Raw genomic sequence first — 22662 nt, 5'->3', positions numbered from 1 at the left:
CTACCCGTCCAGCAGTTTTTCAATAATTTCCAGCAACCCGGGCAGTTCGATCGGTTTGGTATAGAATTCGTCGCAACCGGCATCCATGGCCTTGTCACGATCACTCTGCATCGCATGGGCGGTCAAAGCGACAACTGGGATAGCGTTTGTATCTGGGTTTGCTTTTATCTGTCTGGTCGCCTCCCACCCGTCGATTACGGGCAGGCTCATGTCCATTAAAATCAGATCCGGTTTATCCGATAGGGCTTGTTCAACGCCGGCCTGACCATCGCGGGCAGATACGGTTTCGTAGCCTTTTCTCTGCAGCCGGCGCGACAGCATATCGAGGTTCATATCGTTGTCTTCCACAATAAGTATCTTTGCCATCGCCTTAATCTTTCCGACTTATGAATAATCTTGTAACTGGCGTTTCAGTGCCGCAATCAGATCACCTCGACCGGTATCTCCTTTGCGGATGACCTCATCTGAATGGGCTTTCAACCAATCCAGTTCGTCCCGCGTCAGGTCCTTGGACGTGGCTACGATAACCGGCAAATCTGCAAGCTCATCAGTTGTGCGAACCGTTTTGAGAACATCGAAACCGTCCACATTCGGCATCATAATGTCCAATACCATCAGTGTCGGTCTTTTGGATTTCAATTGGCTGAGCGCGCCGTGACCGTCTGCCGCCTCGCGTATCGTCCATCCGTTGCGCGTTAGGATGCGGCGAAACAGGTTTCGCGTTGACATATCGTCGTCAACGATCAGCACGTCCTTGTCGCGTCCGGAGGCGATAGCATCCAACGTTGCGATCAGCCGCGCTGGATCAATTGGTTTAATTAGGTGTTCGATCGCTCCGAAGGCAAGGCCCATGTCGCGATCCGCGACAATCGTGGCTAGGACAACGGGCGTTTCGCACAGCTTCGAGTCTGCCTTGAGTTCCTTCAACATAGACCAGCCGTCGCGTTCAGGCATGATAACGTCCAGAAGAATGACGTCAGGCTTTTGCGAGCGCGCGATTTCCATGCCCGCCGCTGCGTTCGATGCCAGCAAGACATCATACCCCTCCTCGCGCACGATTTTTGCCACCGCGTTCCGTGCGTCTTCTTCATCATCCACTATCAGAACGCGGCCCAAAGCAGTGTCCGGTGACGTTTCGCTGTATTCGTTAGTCGACGTAGAAATGGTATCGTAGCGGGCTGGGATTTCGAAAGAGAAGGTCGATCCAACACCCTCTTTGCTATCGACAGTAATATGCCCGCCCATCATACGCGTAAATTCCTGCGCAATGGCGAGCCCTAGCCCTGTGCCTCCGAAATTCCGCGTAGTAGACTGATCAGCTTGCACGAACGCTTGGAACAGCTTGTCGCGTTGCTGCGGCGTCATTCCGATACCTTGATCTCGCACCGCAAATCGAAAGAAATCTGTATCATTTTTCCGGAGTTTAGAGACGAGAAGCTCAATCTTACCACCTTCGGTGAACTTCGCCGCGTTGGACAACAGGTTGAAAAGGTTCTGCCGGAGCTTGGTTTTATCAGTTTCGATCTCGTCAGTGTCTGCGAGATCACAAGAGAGAACCAGTTCATTTCTGTTCTTGCTCATCAAGGGAACCACGGTCGACGCGACTTCGTCCAACAAGGGCCGCAGTGCGAAGCGTTCCGGGTACATTTCCATTTTGCCCGCTTCGATCTTGGACAGATCAAGAACGTCATTGATGAGCGAGAGCAGATGTCGCCCGGATGCCATGATCTTCTCCAGGTCATCCGTCGCAGTCTCGAATCCCATGTCCTGCGCATCCTCGGACAGCATTTCGCTATAACCGATGATCGCGTTCAAAGGAGTGCGCAACTCGTGGCTCATGGAAGCCAGGAACTGGCTTTTTGCAGAGCTGGCAGCGATCGCCTGCGCGTTGGCTTCTTCAAGTTGTTCCTGTTTGGACTTAAGGTCAGAAATATCGCTGTAAACAGCGACCGTGCCCCCGTCGGGGGTCTGGCGTTTTGACACCTGAATCCATGCGCCACCCAGCAAGACTTCTTGGCGATCTCCGTCAGGCCTGCGATGTCGTGCAAGCCGGCTGCTAATCCACTCTTCGTCAGGCACACCATCGGTATCAACCGATTTTCGTTCCAGTTGCAGCCGCAAGATATCCTCGAACCGCGTGCCCGGCCCAAGTATGTCGTCTACATGTGCAAAAATGCTGCGGAACCGGTCATTGAAGAGTATGAGTTGGTCTTCGTTGTCGAACAACGCAAATCCGTCTGGAATTGTTTCAATTGCTGTCAGAATCGTATTGCGCTGCGCACGCGCTTCTTCTTCTAGTTCGCGCCGTTTGTCCTGGCTGTCGCGAAGCGCTCTTAGCGCTTGGGACATCCGGCCCAGCTCATCAGGGCCTTCGGGCGGCAGAGTAACATCCCGTTCACCCCGGATCAGTCCTGAAATCGCGATGTTGATTGCATGCAGCGGCACAACGATCGACCTCAGAGCGCGCCACGTAAGAAGCGCTCCCAATATCACAATGACGACACACGCAATGATCGCTCGGTTCATCGCAGCCTTGGCGGCAACCGTTGCTTCATTTCTGGTTCGGTCGGCGCTTTCAGATAGGTCATCGACCAATTGCGTCAACGTCTTGTCGACGGCATCACTGGCCACTCGGGCCTGTGCCAGTAGAGTGTTTCCCAGCACCCGGTTACCATCTGTGTAAGCATCGGCTGCTTGCATAGAAGTTTCGTAGTAGGAGTTTGCCTGCTCTTGTACACTGGCTGCGGACTTTGGTGCAAAAGCGGCGAGCTGTTCGAGGCTGCTATTGAGCATCGTCCTTGCTTCGTTGGCGCGCCGCTCCGAAAGGGTCAGTAAACTGACAGAAAGATCCGTCAGCCAATACCTCATCTCGCCAAAATGACGGTCGGCCTGGCCAGCTACTTCCAGCCGGTGAAACTCAGTATTTGCGTCTTGTATGCGGGCTTGGTTACGCGCCAGATCGTAGACCATCACAATGGTGCTCACGACCAAAGCGGTTAACAATAGCGCTGACAGTGACCCAATGCGCACCGGAATAGTGTTTTCGGACACCCACTTCCAATTGTTACTCAAACCAGAATCTTGTTTCATCTAAAAAGGGTTATGCTGATTGCACCTGCCAGATCCCCAAGTTGCCCACCTTCCTTTGGGAAACCGGTCACATCCGTTTCACCCGCTGGCGATCCGTGGCATGAAAGACAGGACTCAGAGTAGTATTCGGGGATCAGCATACGGAAAGCGGGTGTTCCTGAAACGTCAGTTTCTTCGAAAAATGGCTGCCCTTCGGCCCAAGAGGAGTCCTTGAACTTTTCCTCGATGATCGCGTTTTCCCAGGAATCCGGACGGGCCATGCGATTGCGGACAAGTTCCGAGGGCGCCGTTACCTTGACCACAGCAGACGTGCCAATTTCATCTGCGAACTGTTCATTTACCAGCCGCGCAAATACGGCTGGAATAAATCCTTTAAATGCCACTCCCTCGGCATTTATTATCTCTTGGTTTGCGTCGATTACCGTGACCATAGCGTCCAGCTGCGTTTCTGTAAGTTTACGCTCTAGTGGGTCCAGCCCATCATGCAGCGGTGGTTCACCGTTAGCCTCCGAGTAGGCCTCAATAACTTTCTCGTAAAACACTTCACCGGACAGCCCTTTGTCCGTGACATCCGGATTGTTGATTAGGTCCTGACTGTTCGACACGACACTTCTACCGGCTCGCAACACCGCTGCTAGTCGGTTGCCCGTCTCAACTTCTTCTGCGGTTTCCGCCGCTACATCATCTGAACTAAGCGGACAAAATGTACTCAAAATGACCGCTGCTGTAAAAATTGGTTTTTTCAATAGACCAGCGCCCCCACGCAAAGCCAAGTGCAGTGACAATAAGCTAGGGTAGCAAAAAAACTCCAAACTGTCCTAGGAATTCGGCCCGCCCGAATTTGTACAGCCAAAATTGGATTGTAATAGGCGACGGTCGATCTGGTAACCGCGCCGCTGGTACGCCAAACAACGTTGCCCGCAAATCAGATGGTGAGCGAAATTTGGTGAACGTCTGCACCGGGTCCGAACTTACCTTGCCTCAATGTGCAAATTTGAGAATTTCAGGAGAGTAGCGCGTTGCGATGTTAATCGTGTGATCAAGTGTATTGATCTGATAGTGTGTCAATTTGCCGGGGAATTCTGGCGTCGCCCAAGTACTTCGTTCCACAAATTCTATGAAGAACGACTTCGAAAAGATTTGAAGCCAATCACCCTCAGAATCTTCATGATCGCAATGTTGAGCAAACATTTCATCGGTTACTGAATATGCAACGAAATCAAAAAAGCTAAATCGCACCGCATCGCTTTCCGGCTTGATTTCAAGAGGGTAAAGGCACTCTGCATCCCCACGCTGACGAATAAGCGGTCATAACAAAGCTGTGGGGCGTGTCCGAAGAGGCGGCAGGGTTCAACTGGAGGCTTGGACCCATGCTTTTGTTTCCATGTCGAACGTTGGCCCACGGTGCAGCATCCTGAACTCAAGACACATTCGACGTACTACGATCAATCGTCATGCCCAATAGATGACGGTTGCCGCGAGAGCGATAGCAGAAAAGAAGGTTTTGGTGCACCGGGCATAGCGGGTTGCCATTCGCCTCCAATACATAATCCAAGAACTCAATGCGGCTTTCACACGTACCGAACCAAGAGCCCTGTATTTCCCAGATTATCGCTTTGGTTGGTGAGATCCAGTGTCGCTGCAGGCGTCACGCTGCCAGGGCTTGGCCGATTGGTTTCAAACACCTCCATAGAAGTGTTCCGCCCCGGCACCGAACCCACAGGAGTATTGGGTAAATAGCCCGCAGCCGCCGGTTTCCCCGCTTGCCAGTCCGCCCAGACTTTGTCCACCATGCAGTGATGGAAGAAGAACGCCGGGTCATTTGGCGACAGTGTGATATCGGCCATTTGCCCGCCGGTCCACATATGCCCGGCGCCATGCGGGCCAAATTCAAGAACATGCCGAAAGCCGCGTCGGTCGCTCGAGTCGAATGGCGTCACGTCGTACACTCTTTCCCGCATCACACGGGCGCGGGTTACGCCTCCGCTTGGTCGTCCGCGATGTTCCCCAAATACCCTTCGCAGAAAAGGTTCATCGACTGATCCAGTCGCGGTGAAGCTTGACCATCCACTCCCAATTGGTCCTGACACGACAGGAAAGCCGATGCGGCGATTCCCCGGTCTGGTCCGATCTCCATCGCCACCCAATATGCGCTCCATCGCGCGGTTCCACATACGCACACCTCCGCGTTGCCCGGGGTCAGTGAACCAGTTCCAGTAAGGCAGCGACACGCGGTCATCATGGCGGCGCAGACGGCTTTCAAAATTCAGGATGAACTGCCTGTGCCAGGGCAGGAACCCTGCGTTTCCATGGATAGCCCTCCTTGCATGGTCAACGACGAACTGCCTGCGTTCATCCGCAGCATTCAGCGCCTGAAGCGCTCCAGCAAGTGCGGCCTGCTCCGTCGCGGTCAGCGCAGTGACATCCTTTCGCAACCGCAAGCGATTGATTGCCGCATCAAGGGCCGCAATGGTATTCTCGCCCACGATTCCATCGACAAGGAAGCTGGAATTGTGCGCTCTGACATTTGTCTGGAAAGCCCGGACAGTTCGATCTGTTTCGCGCCCGAAATCACCATCTGCGCCGAACCTAAGTTGGAAACCAAGATCGATCAGCGCTTGCTGTACCTTGCGAACAGACGCGCCTCGTGCCCCACGTCGCATGGTACGTCGACCATTCAGGACCTGGGTCAGAAAGCTATCGTTTCTGAATCGCGAATGGGTAAATTGGCGTGGCCCGGATTCTTCAAATCCACGCACTTCCGCTGGCCTGTCTCGCATAAGATTGGGATCAACCCAAAAGGTCATGGAGTGCCCCCCATGATGAGCATGGCCACCGGCCTCAGCAGTTCCCATTCGTCCGCGCCGATAGGTGCGTCTGCGATGTCCGAATGAACTTCTGTCATATTTCATCGTACCAATCCTCTGTCTCTTATGGGGTGTGAGGAACTGTGCTCAGCAACACGAAGCGCGGTTTGCGGATCGACCAGACCCGCACCCAGACGCAGACGGTCAACCAGCTTGTGCGCCGCTTGCGGGCGGGCGGTACCAATGATCATTCTGCGTAAATCGTGAATGCCTTGCCCCGGGCCAGCAGCCGATAAACAGGCTGCCAAAAGACCCGCGACAAACGGGGCAGCCTGGCTTGCGCCAGACATATGGGTATGACGTGGTCGCGGGTGGGATTCGCCAAGCGGTGTATTGCGGGCGGCCCGCACCGCCACACCAGGTGCCACAACGTCCGGCTTTGTCCGGCCATCGCGGGTGGGACCAGCCGAGGCAAAACGCGCAGGCCGAGCGCCCACCCGGCCTTGCTGCGCGGCGCCGACTACGATTGAGTGGTAGCCCGAAGCGATCGACCCGATGGTGCAGGTCTGATCGGCCTCGCCGGGGGCCAATCGGGACTGACGGCGCGGGCCAGAGCCGTCCCGCTCGATCCAGACGTCATAGCGCCCGTCGGTTACGACATCCGCGCTGATTTCCACTGTCCAGCGCCCGCCGGGTGCATTCGCGTAGACAAAAATATCGCAGTGATGATCACCCGAGTTCGGCTCAAGCGCGCGATGATAAACCCGTGCAATTTCGCGCCCAAATACGTCGCGAAGGCTGCGTGTGTCACCCAAGGGGACCGTAATCGCCTCTTGTCCTGGCGGCCGCAGACTTACACGCATCCGGTCGCGCGCCGAATAAAAAATCTCCATCTCATTGTCGGTTGGGTCGTGACGGGAAATATCCCACCCGATCCAGCGCATATGGCCCGGAGGCAGCACTCCTGCGGCATGACAATTGGCCAGGAAATAATTGCCTGCAGATTGCACAATAGCTGCATCGTCCCGCTCAGTGACAAAGGCATCAAGTGCACGTTCCACCAGGCTGGTGCCGTTCTTTGCTCCTCCCTGTCGACCGAGGCTCATGTTAATGACGCAACCTCTCCCCCGGCTCAGGCGACGAATGAAATCCACCGCTTCGATGATCCGCGCAGAATTTCCAAGATCTGAAAGCCCGCCCAGACGCGCCGCCGAGAGATGTACGAACACCAGATCAGCCTCTGGGGCCAATCCGCCTTCACCATCTGAACGCGGCGAACCGCCAGCAATATCCGCAACGTGCGTTCCATGCGCGCCCCGCCCCCGATCCGCGTCACCGGGATGGTAGTCAAGGCGTTCATAGGGCCGAGACGTTGTAAGTGCTCGGTCGATCTCTCGCCGGGTAATGACGCGACCGTATCCGTATGGCTTCGGCTGCACGCCGCGCGACGGTTCACGTTGATCCCACAATGCCAGTACCCGACTTTGACCTGCGGCGTCTCGAAAGGCCGGATGAGCAATATCAAACCCCCAATCGATCACTCCAAGCACAACACCTTGCCCACGGTGGCGCGGGTGGGCCTGACGGGTGGGCGCGCGCGTACGCGAAAACACCTCAGGCGTTGGAGGTGTCTCTCGACTTTGCCCAAAGACACGCGCTGCTTTCAGTGATTTTACCGATGGGTGCGACCAAACTTGGAAAATGTCGCCGCGCCTGAGCCGAACCGTCAGAATGTCGCCGAACCGTGTCACCGGTCTGACCCATTTCTCTGGCACTTTGGCTCCAGGGTGCAGGCGGAGGATCGCCTCGACGCTGTCGCGCCGCCGCCCGCTGCCCAGAAGTTCACGCAGCGCCGGGTCCATGGCTAGGGTTCCTCGAGGATCTGCTGTGCTTCGTTGCGCCAGCTCTTGGCCTGAGTGGGCGCATCGATATCCCGATCCAATGCCTCGACAGCGGCATCGTCCATGCCTGCGAGATGGCGCAAGTCTTTGACACCATGTTCCCGAAGCCGTTTGGCAATTTTCGGGCCTATCCCTTTAATCGTCGTCAACTGATGCTCTGACGCTCGCAAACTCTTTAATGCGTCATGAAGTGCAGTTTCGTGGGCTTTCAGGCCCGCGCTTAGTTCTTCGATCTGATCGACCGAAACACCAAGAGTCTTTGCAATCTCGTCGCGGCTCATCTCGGGCACCGCCAAAATGGCGCGGGCCACCTGGTCAACATCATCGTTTTCGATCTTGTGCTGACGAAAAAGCTGCATCACCCGCGCGAAGGCCTCTCGCGCACGAAAAGCGGTGGCCACTGCCTCGATCGTCGCGCGCGGCCTGGGCAATTTTCCCGAGCTAAAGAACCGACCTTTTGGAAGCGGTTTGGGCACTGGCGGCGACGATTTCAAAGGCCCGCCGAAGTCACCAGGTTTCAGGGGCTTGTGCCGTGCAACCGGTTTAACATCCTCCAGACGTATCAACTGACACCCGCACATGGCCGGTCCTCCTGCGTAAAAGAAAGACAGGGCGACAGCGCCGCCCTGTCTGAAAGCATTTGATAATCAATCAGGATCGGGATTGGATAAATCTCCGGGGCCACCAGCAGGTGGGTTTTGAGGATCGTCGTCGTCTGGATCTCCAACACCGTCAGGCCGTTTGTCGGGATCCAGCGCCACTGTTTCAGCGAGCCGCTGAACAAGCGCATCTACCTGAGCTGGCGTGACCGCTGTGCCACCGGGCATCTGCTCAAGCAGCCTCACGCCATTCTCCAATGCCTTGTACCATTTGGAAGCCTCTCCAAGGGCGGTGTCGCGCGCCTTGGTCACTTCGGCGTGGCTTTCTGCGATACGCTGGAGCCCCATGACACCGAGCACCCCATCACGGGAGGCCAGAAATGCCTCGGTCGTTAGATCCGGGATCAGATCGCGTGTGGCTACGATATTCAGTAGTGCTTTCTGTCGCATTTGTTCACCCCCTTAGTTCCGGCCCAAGAGAAGGGCGTACATCAGCGTGTCATCCCCGCCGCCTGACTTGCCAAACGCGCCGGAAGCCAGGATCGGCAACAGGATGTCCTGCTTCTTGAACGTGATCTCGGCATCGATCTCCTGACCAGCAAGAGCCCCTGCCGCTGCACCCGAAAGCTTGATCTTTTCGGCCTTTGGTGCACCACCTAACAGCCCCAAGAGGCTGGAAGTCTGGGCTTGCCGCTCAAGTGTCTTGACCGACTTGCGCAGCGACGAAACCTTGCCGTCTAAGTTCTTCGTGGCAGACGCTATTCGCTTGGATAGAGCGTTGTGGTTCGCCTTTCGCTCCTTCATGGCGGCTGCAAACCGTTTGTTGGTAGAAGCGATCAGCTTGTTTACCTCTGCCGATGTGGCAAAGCTCTTGCCAAAGCGCACCCGCATGCGGCGGCCATTTCGCCCACGCATTGTGGTCGAGCGTGACCCCTTGACCTTGCCCATGCGACGCCGGCGGCTGAACCTGCGAAATCGCGGGCGACGGAAGGAGCGACGGCGGCGGCGACGGCGGCGACGGCGTTCAGGAAAGTCCTCGCCGTCGCTTTCGAAGTCATCAGCCATGTCCAGCATGTCGGTGTCTTCATCATCGTCGTCGTCGAACTCGAACATTTCGTCATCGTCGTCGAAATCTTCATCATCGTCGTCGTCGAACTCGAACATTTCGTCATCATCGTCGAAATCTTCATCATCATCGTCGTCGAACTCCGCGACTTGGCTCTGAGCGAGCGCAAATCGCAAAAGATCGTCCTGTTCCATCAATCCTGATGAGCTCATGGGTCAGACCTTTCCTTCTGTTGAATGACCGTGGCGTCTATGGTCAATGGATGCGCCACCTTGTCGGAGACGTGAGGCGAAGGACGCCGCCTCGCACGCCGTCTGGGACGGCGGCGACGGTTTCCTTGGTCCACCATCACTTCGAGAACCGGGACAATCAAAGCCCTGAAACAATCAGGGTCGGGTAGGAATGTGCCGGGGCTTCCGGCACCTTGCCCGCCACAGTCTTCGCAGTCTTCGCTGTCGCCCCAACATGACGGGCACGCGCCTAAGGCACAGGCCAGCATGTCGAGCTGTGCACTCATGCTTTCGATCACCTTCTCGGATCGGGCAGCCTCTTCGCGCCAAGCATCAAGATCAATAGCTGCAGGCGTTTCGTGAGGCTGTTCTGCCTGAGCAGCCCCGGTGAGATGCGCCAGAATCTCTGCCTGGTCGATCTCACCCGAACTCGTCAGCGCCTTTAGCAGTATTTCGTTGAGCGCGGTCATGTGTTGCACCGGCAAATGGCTTCACCGGTCTCGGGGCAGGGGCCGGCACGCTCGCCGGCGTCCTCGTCAATTCCAATCATTTCCACCAAAAGCGCAAATGCATCTGCAGCGCTTTCGAAATCCTCCGCTTCGAAATCTGCGGAAAAATCATCAAGGTCGATTCCAGCGGCTTCTGCTTCGCTTAGCGCCTCGGTCAACCCTTCAATAAGCCCTGCGATTGCAACGGGTCCAGACATCGTCTCGCCCGAACGGCCTACGACTTCGCGCGAGCGCCCGCCAATGAGGCCCGCCAAAATCGACTGAATCTGTGGATTTCGTAGAATGGCTCCTGCCTGCTGACCGATCGATGCCAACCCTGCTCTGCGGCGTCCGCGTCTTCTGGGACGTGCGCGACGGACTCGACCACGCGCAGGTCTGCGCGTCATCACCGAACGCCCACGCCGCGAAGGCCGTCTGCGCCCACGTCTGGACCGCCCACGCGATCCGAGCTGCCCGGCAAGTGCGCCTACGCCCTGACCAAGCAATCCACCAACAGCACCGCCGATCGGGCCGCCGATCGCTGTGCCAACCACCGGGGCGACGGTGCGTACGACTGGTGCCGCAACCTTGAGCGCCTTGCGCCCGAACCGGGCCAGACCCCGCCAAAAGCTCTCCAGTTCTTCGGGGCTCATGCCTTCGGTCATCTGAAAAAGAAACTCGTTGACCTCGGTGTCGTCGGCATCAGCAATCTCGGCAAAAGCCTCGCGCGCGACATCTTCCGGCGAGAAGCCTGCGTCGAAAATCGCGCCCCACTCGGCGTCGCTTTCCATTTCCTCCGGGAACGCGCTATCAGCATCGATAAACTCTGGCGCGAACTCTTCGTCAAAGAAGTCTTCAAAATCGTCTTCAGCCGGTGCATTCCAAAACCGGTTTCGTGCATCGCGGGACATGTTGATCACCCTTGCTCTCTTGCGCAGCGTTTGCCGTTCTGCCCAGACATTGCATGGCGCAATCACAGGCCAATCACGACGCAATCAAGCAAACGATCACAAAAGGAGGTTTGGGAAAAAACCTCAGTGGGAGCGAAGGAGCTGGGCGGAAAAAAGGACACGGCCGCTGGCACAGGCATTCAGAGCAGGCAGATCAGCCTTTTCGGGACTGGCCTGCATCGCCTCAACACTGGCGACTTCGAGACGACGTTGTTTAATTTGTGAGTGGGGGTCGATATCTCGCAGCAAAAGAGGTTTGGAAAGTATGCCAGGGCAGTTTCACTCGTCCAGGCGGTCTAACTCGTCTGTCAACGCTGACAACTCTAGCCGTAACTCGCTCACCAACCCGTGGAGCGCATCAACGCGCCGCAAGGCCGCTCTGATACGCGGATCAGTTGCCGGCTCAAACCTGAAACCTGGCCTGGGCACCGGTAGATCTGCCGATTGAAGCTTTTGCGCCAAAGCCACCGTATCCGGTGACGGGACGACACCAAGCTCATCGCTCAGAACGGTTTTGAGTATGTTGAAATGCTGGATCGCGTTGCCATTCTGGCCAGACATCATGTCAATCTTCATCAGCCAGCGCGTCGCGGCCTCGTCATAGGGATTGTCGCGCTGGAACTTCTCTGCGACCCATCGAGCCTCTGCCAGTCGATTGGTTTCCAACGCGGCCTCGATCGTCTTTTTCAGAAACCTGAATATCCGCGCCTGCGTCTCGTGGCGCAACTCTTCCACCCATTCAGCTTCCACCCCTTCTGCAAAACGCCCGATCTGGATTTCACCTGCAAGAAGACTCTCAAGCGCAGTGTTCCCGCCCTGGGCCAGCATGTCGATATCAACGATATAGCCGGCATCATTGCGCAAAGTCAGTGTTCGAGGTGTTGAATCAATAAGCGCAGAAGGGTCAGTACCTGCCGTTTCCACTACTTTCTTCAGGCGCCAGACCTCGGTGTTCAACGCGCGCCGTGCTTTGTCTGGATCCTTGTCAGGCCAGATCCAGGACATCACCTGACGGCGCTCAACCGGATGCCCCGGGCGGTTCCCCAAGGCCGCAATCAGCTCTTTCGAGCGGATACTGGTAATTGGTAGGTTTTCACCACCTTGAGCTTGTATCTCTACGCGGCCGAGAACACGAACCATGCCAGACATGACAATACTCTACTTCTTATTGCCTCCGGACCTATCAACGAGGCGAAAAACCGGTGAGAGCGAAGCCATATCCAAAGGTCAAATGTCCCATTGGTTCCGGCACTCAATCTGATGCTGGTTGGGAACTGGGCTTCAAAAAACCAAGTAAAGCAAAGCTGAACGATGTTTGCGGATCGTCGTCAAAATGAGTGCAACGTTTACGGAAGCCTCAGCCCTCGATAGTCCGGACTGTTGGAAATTTTTTTATGAGACCAGTCGGAGATGGATGGGTTCCCGACACCTGCAGACCTCATTCAATTATTGTAGTCATCCCTACCGTAAAGTTTGTGCGATATCAATTTTGCAATCTGACTTCAGCGATAACTCACTCATTTCAGATACTGATCTTGTTAAGGAAACTCGAAATTCCGCAACTCGGTTTCACCAGCTTTTGTTTCAAAAACTGTTACATTCCAACCGCGCTCTTTTCCTACGGTCGCGGCCCAAAGAAATAAGTCTCAGCCGGTTGCAGACAGCCATTACCCATTGTCGTCGATCTTGAGCAGTACAGCGTGACTAACTTTCCAATCATATTGGTCAAAAGGCCGACCTTGGCATTCTCAATGCCATCTCTGTATTTCTGTCCAACAAGTAAGCCGCTTTTTGATCCGTATAGCTAAACGATTCAAAGCAGACTTTCGTTGTACCGCGATCAACGTGCGTGTTTGTGCCAATTTCTGCGACGTGTCCCAACTTGCGGAACTTACCTATGTCGGACCGGCATAACGATACGTAGTGCCCAAAACTCACTTGTTTGCGCTAAGCAACTCACTGGCTTTTTCTCCGATCATAATCGCTGGCGCATTGGTATTGCCGCTGACGATTTCCGGCATGATTGAGCAATCGGCGACGCGCAGATTTTCGATCCCTTTGACCTTCAGGTTTGGGTCCACAACAGAGCTTTCCGAGGTGCCCATCGCGCAGGTGCCTGTCGGGTGATAAATTGAGACAGAATTCGAGCGCGCCCAATTTAGAGTGCCTTCATAGTCATCGCGCGATAGATCCGAGGTTGGTCGGAACTCTTCAGAAATCTTAGAAGCCAGTGGATTATGCCGGGCGATGTCCCGCGCGATGTTCACGCCGTCGACGATCGTTGTGCAATCAGTTTCCGTCGACAAATAGTTTGGAATGATCTTGACGTAACTGGCCGGATCGGGGCCATCCAGACGCAGTTCTCCGCGGCTTTCCGGCCTCAGCTGACAGACGGACATTGTGAAGGCTGAAAACGGGTGCACGCCCTCTCCGGGGCTGTCGGCAGACCAGGGTTGAACGTGGAATTGAATGTCAGGAGTCTGAACTTCGGGGCGGGTTTTCAGAAATCCGGTGGCCAGGCTGGCCGCCATTGTCATAGGTCCGGCCCGGAATAGTGCGTATTTCAGCGCGATCCGCGCCTGATTGAACAGGCTACGCACTTCATCATTCAGCGTTGGCTCGTTGCATTTGAAAACCAGGCGTGCCTGCAAGTGATCCTGCAGCCCTTTGCCGACGCCGGGTAGCGAGTGAACGGGTTCAATGCCGTTGGCCTTCAGATGATCTGGATCTCCGATGCCTGATAACATCAAAATCTGAGGTGAGTTGATGGCACCACCGGACAAGATGATTTCGCGGCGCACTTTGATCAACTTCACTTCACCCGACCGGTCGCGATAAAGAAGTCCGGTTGCTTTTTTTCCGTCCAGTTCGACCTTGGTCACCAATGCTCGGGTAATGATGTTCAGGTTCGGCCTGTTCCTGATCGGTTTGAGGTATGCAACGGCGGCACTGCAACGACGACCATTACGAGTGGTCAGTTGAAAGTAGCCAACGCCTTCCTGATCGGCCCCGTTGTAGTCAGGATTAAACGGGTAACCCGCCTCTTGGGCGGCGGCGACCCAGGCGTCACAGATTGGTCGCTGAATGCGCATGTTGGATACCGACAGCGGGCCGCCCGTACCGTGAAACGCGTCTTCGCCGCGTTCCTGATCCTCGCTGCGTTTGAACAGAGGCAAGACGTCATCCCATCCCCAGCCAACGTTGCCCATCTGACGCCAGCGGTCATAGTCCTCTTTCTGACCGCGAACATATAAAAGCCCGTTCAACGAGGATGATCCACCAAGGACCTTTCCGCGCGGCCAATCGATCGAGCGTCCATTCAAACCCGGATCTGGTTCAGTGCGGTAACACCAATCCAATGAAGGGTTATGCATGGTTTTGAAGTATCCAACCGGTATGTGAATCCACGGGTTGGTGTCAGGTCCGCCAGCTTCCAACAATGCCACTGTTGTGCTGGGGTCAGCGCTTAGCCGATTGGCAATGACACAGCCCGAAGAGCCTGCTCCGACGACTGCATAATCCACCTCCATGACGGTCTCCTCCCAAGGTAACTGAAAAAAACACTATGCAAATTGCTGGAACTATACTAGCATTTTTTGATACAAAACGTCTCAATAATTGCGATCAGGGAGGTAAGCAATGGAGATCGGTAAGAAACTAAGCGGTGTCTCACGGCGGGATTTTTTCCGTGTAGCCGGGCGCTATGGCATGAGTTCAACGCTGCTGGCAGCGGGTGGCTTTGGCGGCGCAATGAGTTTGGCCAATTTGGCGCAAGCTGCAGAATCAACTTATGAAAAAAGGTTCTCGAAAGAACCCAAGCACACGCTGAAATTCGGTGCATCAGGTTTCAATACGCGCAACCTGCTGATCGAACGGGCAGGGGCCATCGAATTCGCCCGAGATCTGGAAGAACGCACAGACGGTGAGATTCGGATCGAGTTCATTGGCGACAACCAGATCTGCGGACAGCTGAGTTGTGTTGAGAAGACGCAGCAGGGAATCGTCGACATCTATGCGGCGTCGACCCAGAACTCTGCGGGCGGTGCGCCATATCTGAACGTGCTGGACTATGCCTATATGTTCCCCAGCAGGGCGGCCCAATATCATTTCTTCTACAGTCCCGAAAGCCAGCGCATTCTGCGAGACCCCCTCGAAAAGCGCCACGGGCTGAAGTTCCTGTTCACCCATTGTGAACTGCGCGGCCTGCAAATGGGCTCGACCTTCTCTGACAAACCTACAGTCACCAAACTGGAAGAACTGTTCGGGACAAAGAACCGTGTGACAGGGACACAGCTAGGCCGGATCGCCATGCAGCTACTGAACCTGAATCCGGTACCGGTGGCGTGGGAAGAAACCCTGGATGCCCTAAAAACCGGCCTGATTGACGGGGCGGAGACCTGGGCATCAGCCGTTGCATACGCGAACATGGCTCCGGTCGTTTCCCAATCTGTGAACCTCAAGTTCTTCTGCGGAACCGAACACACGTCGATGTCAGCCAAGGTGTTCGACGGACTAGGTGGAGAGCTGCAGGACGCCGTTATGGAATCGTCCTATTTCACACAGGCCCTTATTCAGGGTGCGAACGAAGCTGCACTGCTGAACACGGTCGGTTTCTCGGATCCGCAGCTGCCCAACACGATCTTTGCCGAAAACGGTGTTCGTGCGGCGTTCCTGGCTGACGATCAGATCAAGCTGGCCGAAGAGATGTGCGCGCCGAACTTCAATCCTGAACCATGGGCGCAGTGGCGTGAGCGACTGAACAAATGGGCCGGTGGCATCGACACCTATCAGGAAATCTACGACATCGCGCGCGAAATTCCGGCAGACACACTGCCCGAAAACGTTGAGCCCCGCCGTTGGTGGAAAGGCGCGGCCTGATCTAACATTTCGAACCGGCCCCTCGTGGGCCGGTTTCTCTAAACACCGACTGGGAGGACGGGGTTCATGTCATTTTGGGCAGATATCGGGGCAATTTTCAGCGCCTTGCTCACTCGCGATTCATTCGAAATCCAATCCGCATTGGAATCTGACGCCGCCTGGGTTGTCGGCACTGTTGCCGCTGCGCTCGGCGGTTTTCTCGTGATGCTGATCTATCGCAAAGTGCCCTTTGTTGAACGCCACTTCGAACGGTCGATCATGGTCTATTCCTATCTGGCCATTGCGCTGATCATCTTTTGGGGTGTGATTGACCGCTTTGTCTTCAACGACCAGGAACCCTGGTCCACCACCATTCCTCCGCTTCTGTTCATGATAATGGCCTGGTTTGGTGCGTCCTATAATGTCCGCCTGCGCACGCATCTTAGCTTCAGCGAGTTTCGCACCGCGATGCCACGCGGCGGTCAACTGGCGTGTTTGTTTTTGGATGCCATTTTGTGGTTCATCTTTGCAGTAATCGTCATCGTGACCACAACACGCCTCGTGGCGCTGTCGGCCTCGAACTTCCAGATCGTGCTTGGGACAGACAACATCATGCAGTGGTGGTTTCTGTTGGCCGCGCCCGTGTCCTTCTTTCTGATGGTTGGCCGAGTGTTTCAAAACCTTGCTGACGACTTGCACAACTGGAAAACCGGAGAGCCGCTGATCAAGCAGGCCGTGATAGGGGCAGACTGATGACAGACGGAACTTTAGTTACACTTATTTCGCTGGGCGTGACGTTTCTGTTCATGTTGGGCGTACCGGTACTGCTTGTCATCGGATACTGGGTGATCGGATGCTCATTCGTTCTGGGCCTGACACTCGACAACATGGGTGCAGAGCTGCTGAACGTGTTCAACAAAGGCTTCGCCCTGTTGGCGATGCCGCTGTTCATCCTGACCGGGGACCTAATCAACAAGTCGGGGATCGCGCGGCGGCTGAGTGATTTTGCCTATTCCTGTTTAGGCTGGATACGCGGCGGGCTGGCTATGGCATCGCTTGGGGCATGTGGATTGTTTGCGGCGATTTCCGGGTCGAACTCTGCAACGACCGCAACCATCGGTTCAATGCTGCACCCTGAGATGGTTAAAGGCGGCTACGACGAACGCTTTAGCGCGGCCACGGCGGCGGCGGGCGGTACGGTCGGGATCATCATCCCGCCATCCATCATCTTTATCGTCTACGGGTTCTTGATGAACCTTCCTATTTCCGAGCTGTTTGTCGCCGGTATCCTGCCTGGCGCGCTGATGGTCTTTGGCATGCAGTTTGCATGCTGGATCATTTGCCGGATCAACGGCTGGGGCCACCTGATCCCGCTGCAACTGAACCGGATCCTAAAAACCGCCTTTGGCGCCTGGCTTGGGTTCTTTGCCATCGGGCTTGTGCTTTGGGGCATTTATACTGGCAAATTCTCCCCCACCGAGGCTGCGGGCGTCACAGTTGGCTTCTGTGTGATCGCCGGATTGGTCAGTTATCCGATCAACAGAATAATGGGTGCGCGCGACGATGTTTCACCCACCGAAAAGAGCTTTGCTGAAATGTTCGTCGTAGAAGGATTTACGATCCCTGAGATACCTTCGATCGTGATCCGTTCGGCCCAGATCACCGGCATTCTGGCCCCTCTGATTGCGATCTCGGTTGTCATGCAACAGATCTTGTCGTTGCTTGGCGCACAACAAACGATCGGAGATTTCGTGACTTCGATGGGGGGATATTACGCGGTTCTGTTCACATCGATGGTCATTGTCTTCTTCTCAGGCATGGTGCTGGAAAGCTTGCCCGTGACGATTATCCTTGCGCCGATCCTCGCACCAATTGCTGCGTCGGTGGGTGTGGACCCGATCCACTTTTCGGTGATCTTCCTTGTGGGTGCATCGATTGGGTTTATCACGCCGCCTTATGGTCTGAACCTCTATGTTGCGTCAGGTGTGACAGGCGTGCCGTACTTCCGGTTGCTGCGCTACACCGTTCCGTACCTTGTGGCTCTGCTCTCTGTATGGATTTTGGTTTCTCTGGTGCCTGATCTGGCCTTGATACTTCTGCCAAACAACTAGAGTTTAGCGGAATGGCAAACGCAGATACACGAGAGAAAGAAACCCAAATCCCGACGAACCTGCGTTTGCTATTTCTCCTTGAAGAGGTTGCAAGGCGCGGTGTCGCAGTCAAACCGTCAGACCTGATTGAATCATTGGGTCTGGCAAAACCAACGGTCCATCGGTTGCTGCAAACGGCCGAGGCCGAAGGGTTCCTTCAACGAGACCTCGATGGCCGATCGTATGGACCCGGACCACGGTTGCGAGAGCTTTCGGTAAACACGGTGTCATCGGAGCATCTTCGAACTGCTCGTCTCGCGATCCTTCGGGGCGTCGCCGACGAAATTGGCGAAACCTGCAACCTCGCCATCCCGGATCGGGAAGGAATGATTTATCTGGACCGGGTGGAAACGGAATGGCCCTTGAGGATTCAATTGCCGATTGGCACTCAGGTTCCGTTTCATTGCACTGCCAGCGGAAAGATGTACCTGTCCACGCTTCGTCAAAACACGCTGGATGGGTTTCTTTCCGCCCGTAAGCTGAACCCGAACACCCAAAAAACAATAACTGACCCAGAAGCATTGCGCGCAGAAATCTTGGGTATCGCCCAAAAAGGATACTCAACGGACGACGAGGAATTCATGCCCGGGATGACCGCAATAGCTGTCCCCGTCCTGGATAAACACAATCGGCTTGTGGCAACATTGTCTGTTCACGCGCCAACCCAGCGTCACGAAATGCAAAGTTTAGTGCAGTTTCTGTCGCTCTTGCAGTTTGGAGCAAGCAAATTATCGGGATTGCTTTCGTCATAGAAAAGCGTCGGGATTTAAGCTGCCCTTTGAAGCGACACAAATCTGATCGTTTCTTCTGCCAATTACCCTTTGGGAGATTTCGGCCCTCGGCCAAGCAACGATCTACCGTTATTGCCCCGGATGTTTGAACACGTTGAGGTCCGCTGCGACAGCCAGCAATCAATCTACGAAAAACTGTCTAGCCGCCTGTTTCTTGGCATATATAATGTCATCCTCGGTTGGTGAGTGAAACTCCGGCTATCACCAGCGCACCGCCCACCAGCATGGAAACCTCAACCGGTTCGCGCAAGATAGCCGCCCCAAGGGCTACCCCGAAGACGGGGACGAGATTGGTGAATACTGCCGTACGCTCAGGTCCAAGCGAGTGTACCCCCCGATAGTACCAAACAAATGGCACGACTGTTCCACCAATGGCCAGATAGATGATGGCCAAAGTGCAGGTGAACGTGGGCAACTGAGGCACTTGCACGGGACCGGCCAACGGCAACCCCAATGCCAGAAGTAAAAACCCGATCAGCGCAGCCCAAGTGGTTGCCGCCAGTGGCGAGAGGCTTCCTAGAGCTTTGCGTCCAAGAAGCGTATAGCCCACCCAACTACCCACCGCTGCCAGCATGAACAGTTCTCCCTGCCCAAAACTCTGCCGGACGTCAGTCATCAGTCCGGCAACGTCCCCTCCGCTAATCACGATCACGGCCCCGGCTAGTGCCACACAAATCCCGGCAACTTGCCCAATCGGTAGGAGCCGTTGCGCGATCAGTACCCCGACTAGAGCCACGGCTATCGGATTGAAGGCAACAAACAGTGCCGTTCGCGAAGCTGGCATCTCAGCCAGAGCGGCAAAGAAGAACAGGTTGTAAAGGCAGACGCCGGACAGTCCGAGAAGCCCCATCAACACGCTCTGCCGCCAAGTGAGGCGAGGCAAACCACCTTCCGCTTTCCAGACAAGATAAAGCAATACCAGAGATGCCAGGCCAAACCGAGCGGTTGCCGCGACCAGAGGGGGCATTTCACCCGAAACGACGCGGCCGGCAACAAATGTGCCGCCCCACAGGAAGGCCACCATTGAGAGCCGGACGTAAAGCAAAGCGTTCTGCGACGCTATGGGATATGACAGGGCTTGGGACATGGAAACACCTAAAACATCGGATTGCCCATGCCGAATTTCAGTTATACTATGTTATAGTCAAATGAGTATCTACTTATGACTTTTGGTCAGCTTGATATTTTTGTCACTCTTGCCGAAACGCGCGGGTTTACGGCTGCTGCATTGCGACTTGGGATAAGTCAGCCCGCAGTGTCTCATGCCCTCAAGAGTCTTGAGGATGAGCTTGGCATCACGCTTTTTAATCGCACCGTATCCCCAATCGAACTGACCCCGTTGGGCGAACGACTTCTATCCCGCGCACGCGAAATTCTTGGGCTAGCCGACGCTATGCATCAGGAGGCCTCGGAGTATCGTGGAGTGCAGACCGGCAGACTGCGCATTGGGTCTTTTGGTGCAACGTCATCATTGCAGATATTGCCGCGCCTTCTTGAAGCATTTCATGCAGCCCATCCTGGTATCGAAGTACTGGTTGAAGAAGCCGCTGACGATGAGATTATCCGTTGGATCGAAGACCGGCGCATTGATCTTGGTTTTGTCGTGTTACCAGATGAACGCTTCCGGACCTGGCCTGTGGCACAGGACCAGTTTGTCGCCTTGGTTGCCGCTGACAGTGCTTTGGCCATGCAATCTTCAATCCGATTGGAGCAACTGTGCGAAATGCCATTCATCATGCCGGAATCGGGTTCTGCCCGGATCATTCGCCGTTTGTTCACGCAGGCCCGTCTTAGTCCAAATGTGCGGTATCGGACATCGCAGATGCTAAGTACTTTGACCATGGTGGCACGCAACCAGGGCGTCTCGGTCGTGGCCGAGATGGCGTTGCCGCCAACGAATGGTAAAGAGGGCTGGGTCAGCAAACCGCTGAATTCAGTCAGGACACGAAAAATTGGTCTTGCGATGCATCCGCACGCAACGCCATCCCCTGCGGCGGTCGCTTTTGTTGAGGTCGTAGAAAAAAGTAGAGACGATTTTTGACGACGTGTACAAAAGAAAGAAGCGACGTCGCGATTTGAACTTTTGATTCAATTCGAACATAAGAAAACACCTCGTGAACTAGAGGTTTGCCCAGCACAGCGGACATCGGTGTTCCTCATTGTTGACTATCGAATGTCTGCTGTGAGCCCAGAACTGATCTTTGTCGGAGGCCTCCAGGACTGTATGATCCCCGAACTATATCTGGGAGTGAGTTGATGCCAGCGATGATTTCCTTTCGCTCTGTAGTTGACCCGTCTGACTGTGATTCTCTCGGTCACATGAACGTGTCCCGTTACTTTGCTGCCTGCTCAGACGGTGTTTTTGCCATCCAATCGGAAATGGGACTGACGGCAAATGATATGCGAGACGGTCGACGACTTTCATTTGCCGTCGTCAACGCACAAAGCGACTTTCGTGCCGAACTGTCTGCAGGTGATGCGATAAGGTTGGAGACATCTGTCATCGAGATTGGCTCCAAGTCTATGACATTTAGACATCAGCTTATCAGGTCAGAAGGAGAAACCATCGCTTTCGAGACAGTTTTCAAATGTGTTCTATTGAGCCTAGAGACCCGGAGAGCTGCTGAGATTCCAGACGAGGTCCGTTTAACAGCGGCACATTGGTTGGAACCAGAGACATAAACTTCTGAACCATCGGCACTACCGAACTTTGCATCCTTTGCTGGACTCGCATCACGTACGGTTGGGTTTTCTCAAAGCTCCGGTTCGGAGCCCCAAGCCAACCCATTTGGTCACACATCGAGCCCGTTGGCCCTGCCGAAGTCAGTATAGAATGACGTACTGGTCAACTTTGCGACGGTTTCCCCATCAATCGTTTCAGGGTCCCGAGCAACTTTGCTTATACCTGTCCCCTCAACTAGGCGGTTCACCAAGTTGAACACACCACAAACCTGTACCGCATCAAACAACGCACTCTCCGACCACCCGGCTTCATAGACTGCCCGTGCGTCCGCCTCGGTCATACGGGAAGGCGATAGCGTGAGCTTTTTTACAAAAGCCAGGACGGGCTTGAATCGTTGATCGACGGGCGCTGAATGAAGGTTTTCCATCAGCGCTTCAACCAGTTTTGGATCAATGCCGTAGGCGTGGGCAAATACAGTATGCGCATCGTGACAATAGGAGCAGGCATTCAACCCGGAAACGTATGCAGCAATTAACTCTCGTTCGGAGGCGGAAAGCTCACTCGCTCCTCGCATCACAAGGCTCTCGTACTGGCACCAGAGTGAAAGTTTGTCCGGAAACATTTGAAAGACGCTGCCAAGCGTTGCGTCCTCGGGAAGGGATGGAAATAGCCTCTTCAATTGATGACCTCTAAAAACAATGATGCCTAGGCGTACGTGTTGCCCGGATGGCCGCATGGATTTAAGTCTAACAGTATTCGCTTGATCGACAAATGACTGCTTAGTCCGGAGGCTGTGTGAAAACTCTGACCGTTCGGCGAAACATGCCGAAAACTCCTTTTATGTGCATTCTCTCGCGCTTATGAGAGACCATTCGCACAGGCGCTGAAAACGAGCGCGACGAGAGAGTTCGTGGGCCCGAGTTTTCACACAGCCTCTCCGCATAGCGGACATCGGCCCTCCTTATTGTTGACTACTTGACGACATTGCTCAGATCCATGCCGGCGCCTTTGATTACGGCTTCCAGATTGTCCAGGGCCAAGGCGATCTGC

20 protein-coding genes and 1 pseudogene are annotated in these 22662 nt (G+C 55.0%); 6 read left to right on the top strand and 15 right to left on the bottom strand.

The window, feature by feature from the left end; all coding sequences use genetic code 11:
* The 13 genes and pseudogenes from AC2FI9_RS10240 to AC2FI9_RS10180 all read right to left on the bottom strand — a co-directional run bounded on the left by AC2FI9_RS10240 (position 1) and on the right by AC2FI9_RS10180 (position 14661).
* The gene (locus AC2FI9_RS10240) at positions 1–366 is read right to left on the bottom strand and encodes a response regulator (protein ID WP_496725926.1); all 366 of its coding nucleotides are present in this window, start codon (positions 364–366) and stop codon (positions 1–3) included.
* Between the two features lie 18 nt (positions 367–384).
* Positions 385–2985, bottom strand: coding sequence for a response regulator (locus AC2FI9_RS10235; RefSeq protein ID WP_496767348.1), 2601 nt, complete (start codon positions 2983–2985; stop codon positions 385–387).
* A 101-nt stretch (positions 2986–3086) separates the two neighbouring features.
* Positions 3087–3836, bottom strand: coding sequence for a Tll0287-like domain-containing protein (locus AC2FI9_RS10230; protein ID WP_496725928.1), 750 nt, complete (start codon positions 3834–3836; stop codon positions 3087–3089).
* 706 nt (positions 3837–4542) lie between these two features.
* Positions 4543–4632 (bottom strand): annotated as a pseudogene (locus tag AC2FI9_RS10225) (IS5/IS1182 family transposase); the annotation flags it as partial.
* Between the two features lie 29 nt (positions 4633–4661).
* On the bottom strand, positions 4662–5897 hold the full coding sequence (locus tag AC2FI9_RS10220) for a tyrosinase family protein (protein WP_496767346.1): 1236 nt from the start codon (positions 5895–5897) through the stop codon (positions 4662–4664).
* A 101-nt stretch (positions 5898–5998) separates the two neighbouring features.
* Complete coding sequence (locus AC2FI9_RS10215; protein WP_496767344.1) at positions 5999–7759, bottom strand: S8 family serine peptidase; 1761 nt, start codon at positions 7757–7759, stop codon at positions 5999–6001.
* Positions 7760–7761: 2 nt separating this feature from the next.
* Positions 7762–8229, bottom strand: coding sequence for a helix-hairpin-helix domain-containing protein (locus tag AC2FI9_RS10210; protein ID WP_496767342.1), 468 nt, complete (start codon positions 8227–8229; stop codon positions 7762–7764).
* Between the two features lie 216 nt (positions 8230–8445).
* Complete coding sequence (locus AC2FI9_RS10205) at positions 8446–8847, bottom strand: hypothetical protein (RefSeq protein WP_496767340.1); 402 nt, start codon at positions 8845–8847, stop codon at positions 8446–8448.
* A gap of 12 nt (positions 8848–8859) precedes the next feature.
* Positions 8860–9675 carry a hypothetical protein gene (locus AC2FI9_RS10200; RefSeq protein ID WP_496725933.1) on the bottom strand — a complete coding sequence of 272 codons (816 nt, stop codon included), beginning with the start codon at positions 9673–9675 and terminating at the stop codon, positions 8860–8862.
* Entirely contained in the window at positions 9672–10163 is a 492-nt protein-coding gene (locus AC2FI9_RS10195; RefSeq protein ID WP_496725934.1) for a hypothetical protein, read from the bottom strand. Before AC2FI9_RS10195 ends, AC2FI9_RS10200 begins: the two co-directional genes overlap by 4 nt.
* Entirely contained in the window at positions 10160–11092 is a 933-nt protein-coding gene (locus AC2FI9_RS10190) for a hypothetical protein (RefSeq protein WP_496767331.1), read from the bottom strand. The genes AC2FI9_RS10195 and AC2FI9_RS10190 overlap by 4 nt, the downstream gene beginning before the upstream one ends.
* Before the next feature lie 318 nt (positions 11093–11410).
* The gene (locus AC2FI9_RS10185) at positions 11411–12280 is read right to left on the bottom strand and encodes an AfsR/SARP family transcriptional regulator (protein ID WP_496767329.1); all 870 of its coding nucleotides are present in this window, start codon (positions 12278–12280) and stop codon (positions 11411–11413) included.
* 785 nt (positions 12281–13065) lie between these two features.
* Positions 13066–14661, bottom strand: a complete 1596-nt coding sequence (locus AC2FI9_RS10180) for a GMC family oxidoreductase (RefSeq protein WP_496767328.1) — start codon at positions 14659–14661, stop codon at positions 13066–13068.
* 109 nt (positions 14662–14770) lie between these two features.
* On the opposite strand from AC2FI9_RS10180, the gene AC2FI9_RS10175 reads away from it, so the two are divergent.
* The 4 genes from AC2FI9_RS10175 to AC2FI9_RS10160 all read left to right on the top strand — a co-directional run bounded on the left by AC2FI9_RS10175 (position 14771) and on the right by AC2FI9_RS10160 (position 18890).
* Positions 14771–16009 (top strand): TRAP transporter substrate-binding protein, encoded by a 1239-nt coding sequence (locus tag AC2FI9_RS10175; protein WP_496725938.1) that lies wholly within the window; start codon positions 14771–14773, stop codon positions 16007–16009.
* 66 nt (positions 16010–16075) lie between these two features.
* Complete coding sequence (locus tag AC2FI9_RS10170) at positions 16076–16741, top strand: TRAP transporter small permease (protein ID WP_496725939.1); 666 nt, start codon at positions 16076–16078, stop codon at positions 16739–16741.
* Positions 16741–18099: a TRAP transporter large permease gene (locus AC2FI9_RS10165; protein ID WP_170561336.1), complete on the top strand. Its 1359-nt coding sequence runs from the start codon at positions 16741–16743 to the stop codon at positions 18097–18099. Before AC2FI9_RS10170 ends, AC2FI9_RS10165 begins: the two co-directional genes overlap by 1 nt.
* A gap of 11 nt (positions 18100–18110) precedes the next feature.
* On the top strand, positions 18111–18890 hold the full coding sequence (locus AC2FI9_RS10160; protein WP_496739001.1) for an IclR family transcriptional regulator: 780 nt from the start codon (positions 18111–18113) through the stop codon (positions 18888–18890).
* A 208-nt stretch (positions 18891–19098) separates the two neighbouring features.
* On the opposite strand, the gene AC2FI9_RS10155 is transcribed toward AC2FI9_RS10160, so the two are convergent.
* On the bottom strand, positions 19099–20016 hold the full coding sequence (locus tag AC2FI9_RS10155) for a DMT family transporter (RefSeq protein ID WP_496767326.1): 918 nt from the start codon (positions 20014–20016) through the stop codon (positions 19099–19101).
* A 75-nt stretch (positions 20017–20091) separates the two neighbouring features.
* Here AC2FI9_RS10155 and AC2FI9_RS10150 point away from each other — a divergent pair, with 75 nt between their 5' ends.
* Positions 20092–20970, top strand: coding sequence for a LysR family transcriptional regulator (locus tag AC2FI9_RS10150; RefSeq protein ID WP_496767324.1), 879 nt, complete (start codon positions 20092–20094; stop codon positions 20968–20970).
* A gap of 215 nt (positions 20971–21185) precedes the next feature.
* A complete protein-coding gene (locus AC2FI9_RS10145; RefSeq protein WP_496767322.1) occupies positions 21186–21611 on the top strand; it encodes an acyl-CoA thioesterase in 426 nt (141 codons plus the stop codon).
* A 110-nt stretch (positions 21612–21721) separates the two neighbouring features.
* On the opposite strand, the gene AC2FI9_RS10140 is transcribed toward AC2FI9_RS10145, so the two are convergent.
* Entirely contained in the window at positions 21722–22234 is a 513-nt protein-coding gene (locus tag AC2FI9_RS10140) for a carboxymuconolactone decarboxylase family protein (protein WP_496767320.1), read from the bottom strand.
* Positions 22235–22662: the final 428 nt, after the last annotated feature.

This window comes from Ruegeria sp. CDSA246 (genome assembly GCF_059611225.1).
The sequence above is the reverse complement of the archived record's forward strand: the minus strand, read 5'-3'. Positions and strand labels throughout refer to the sequence as shown.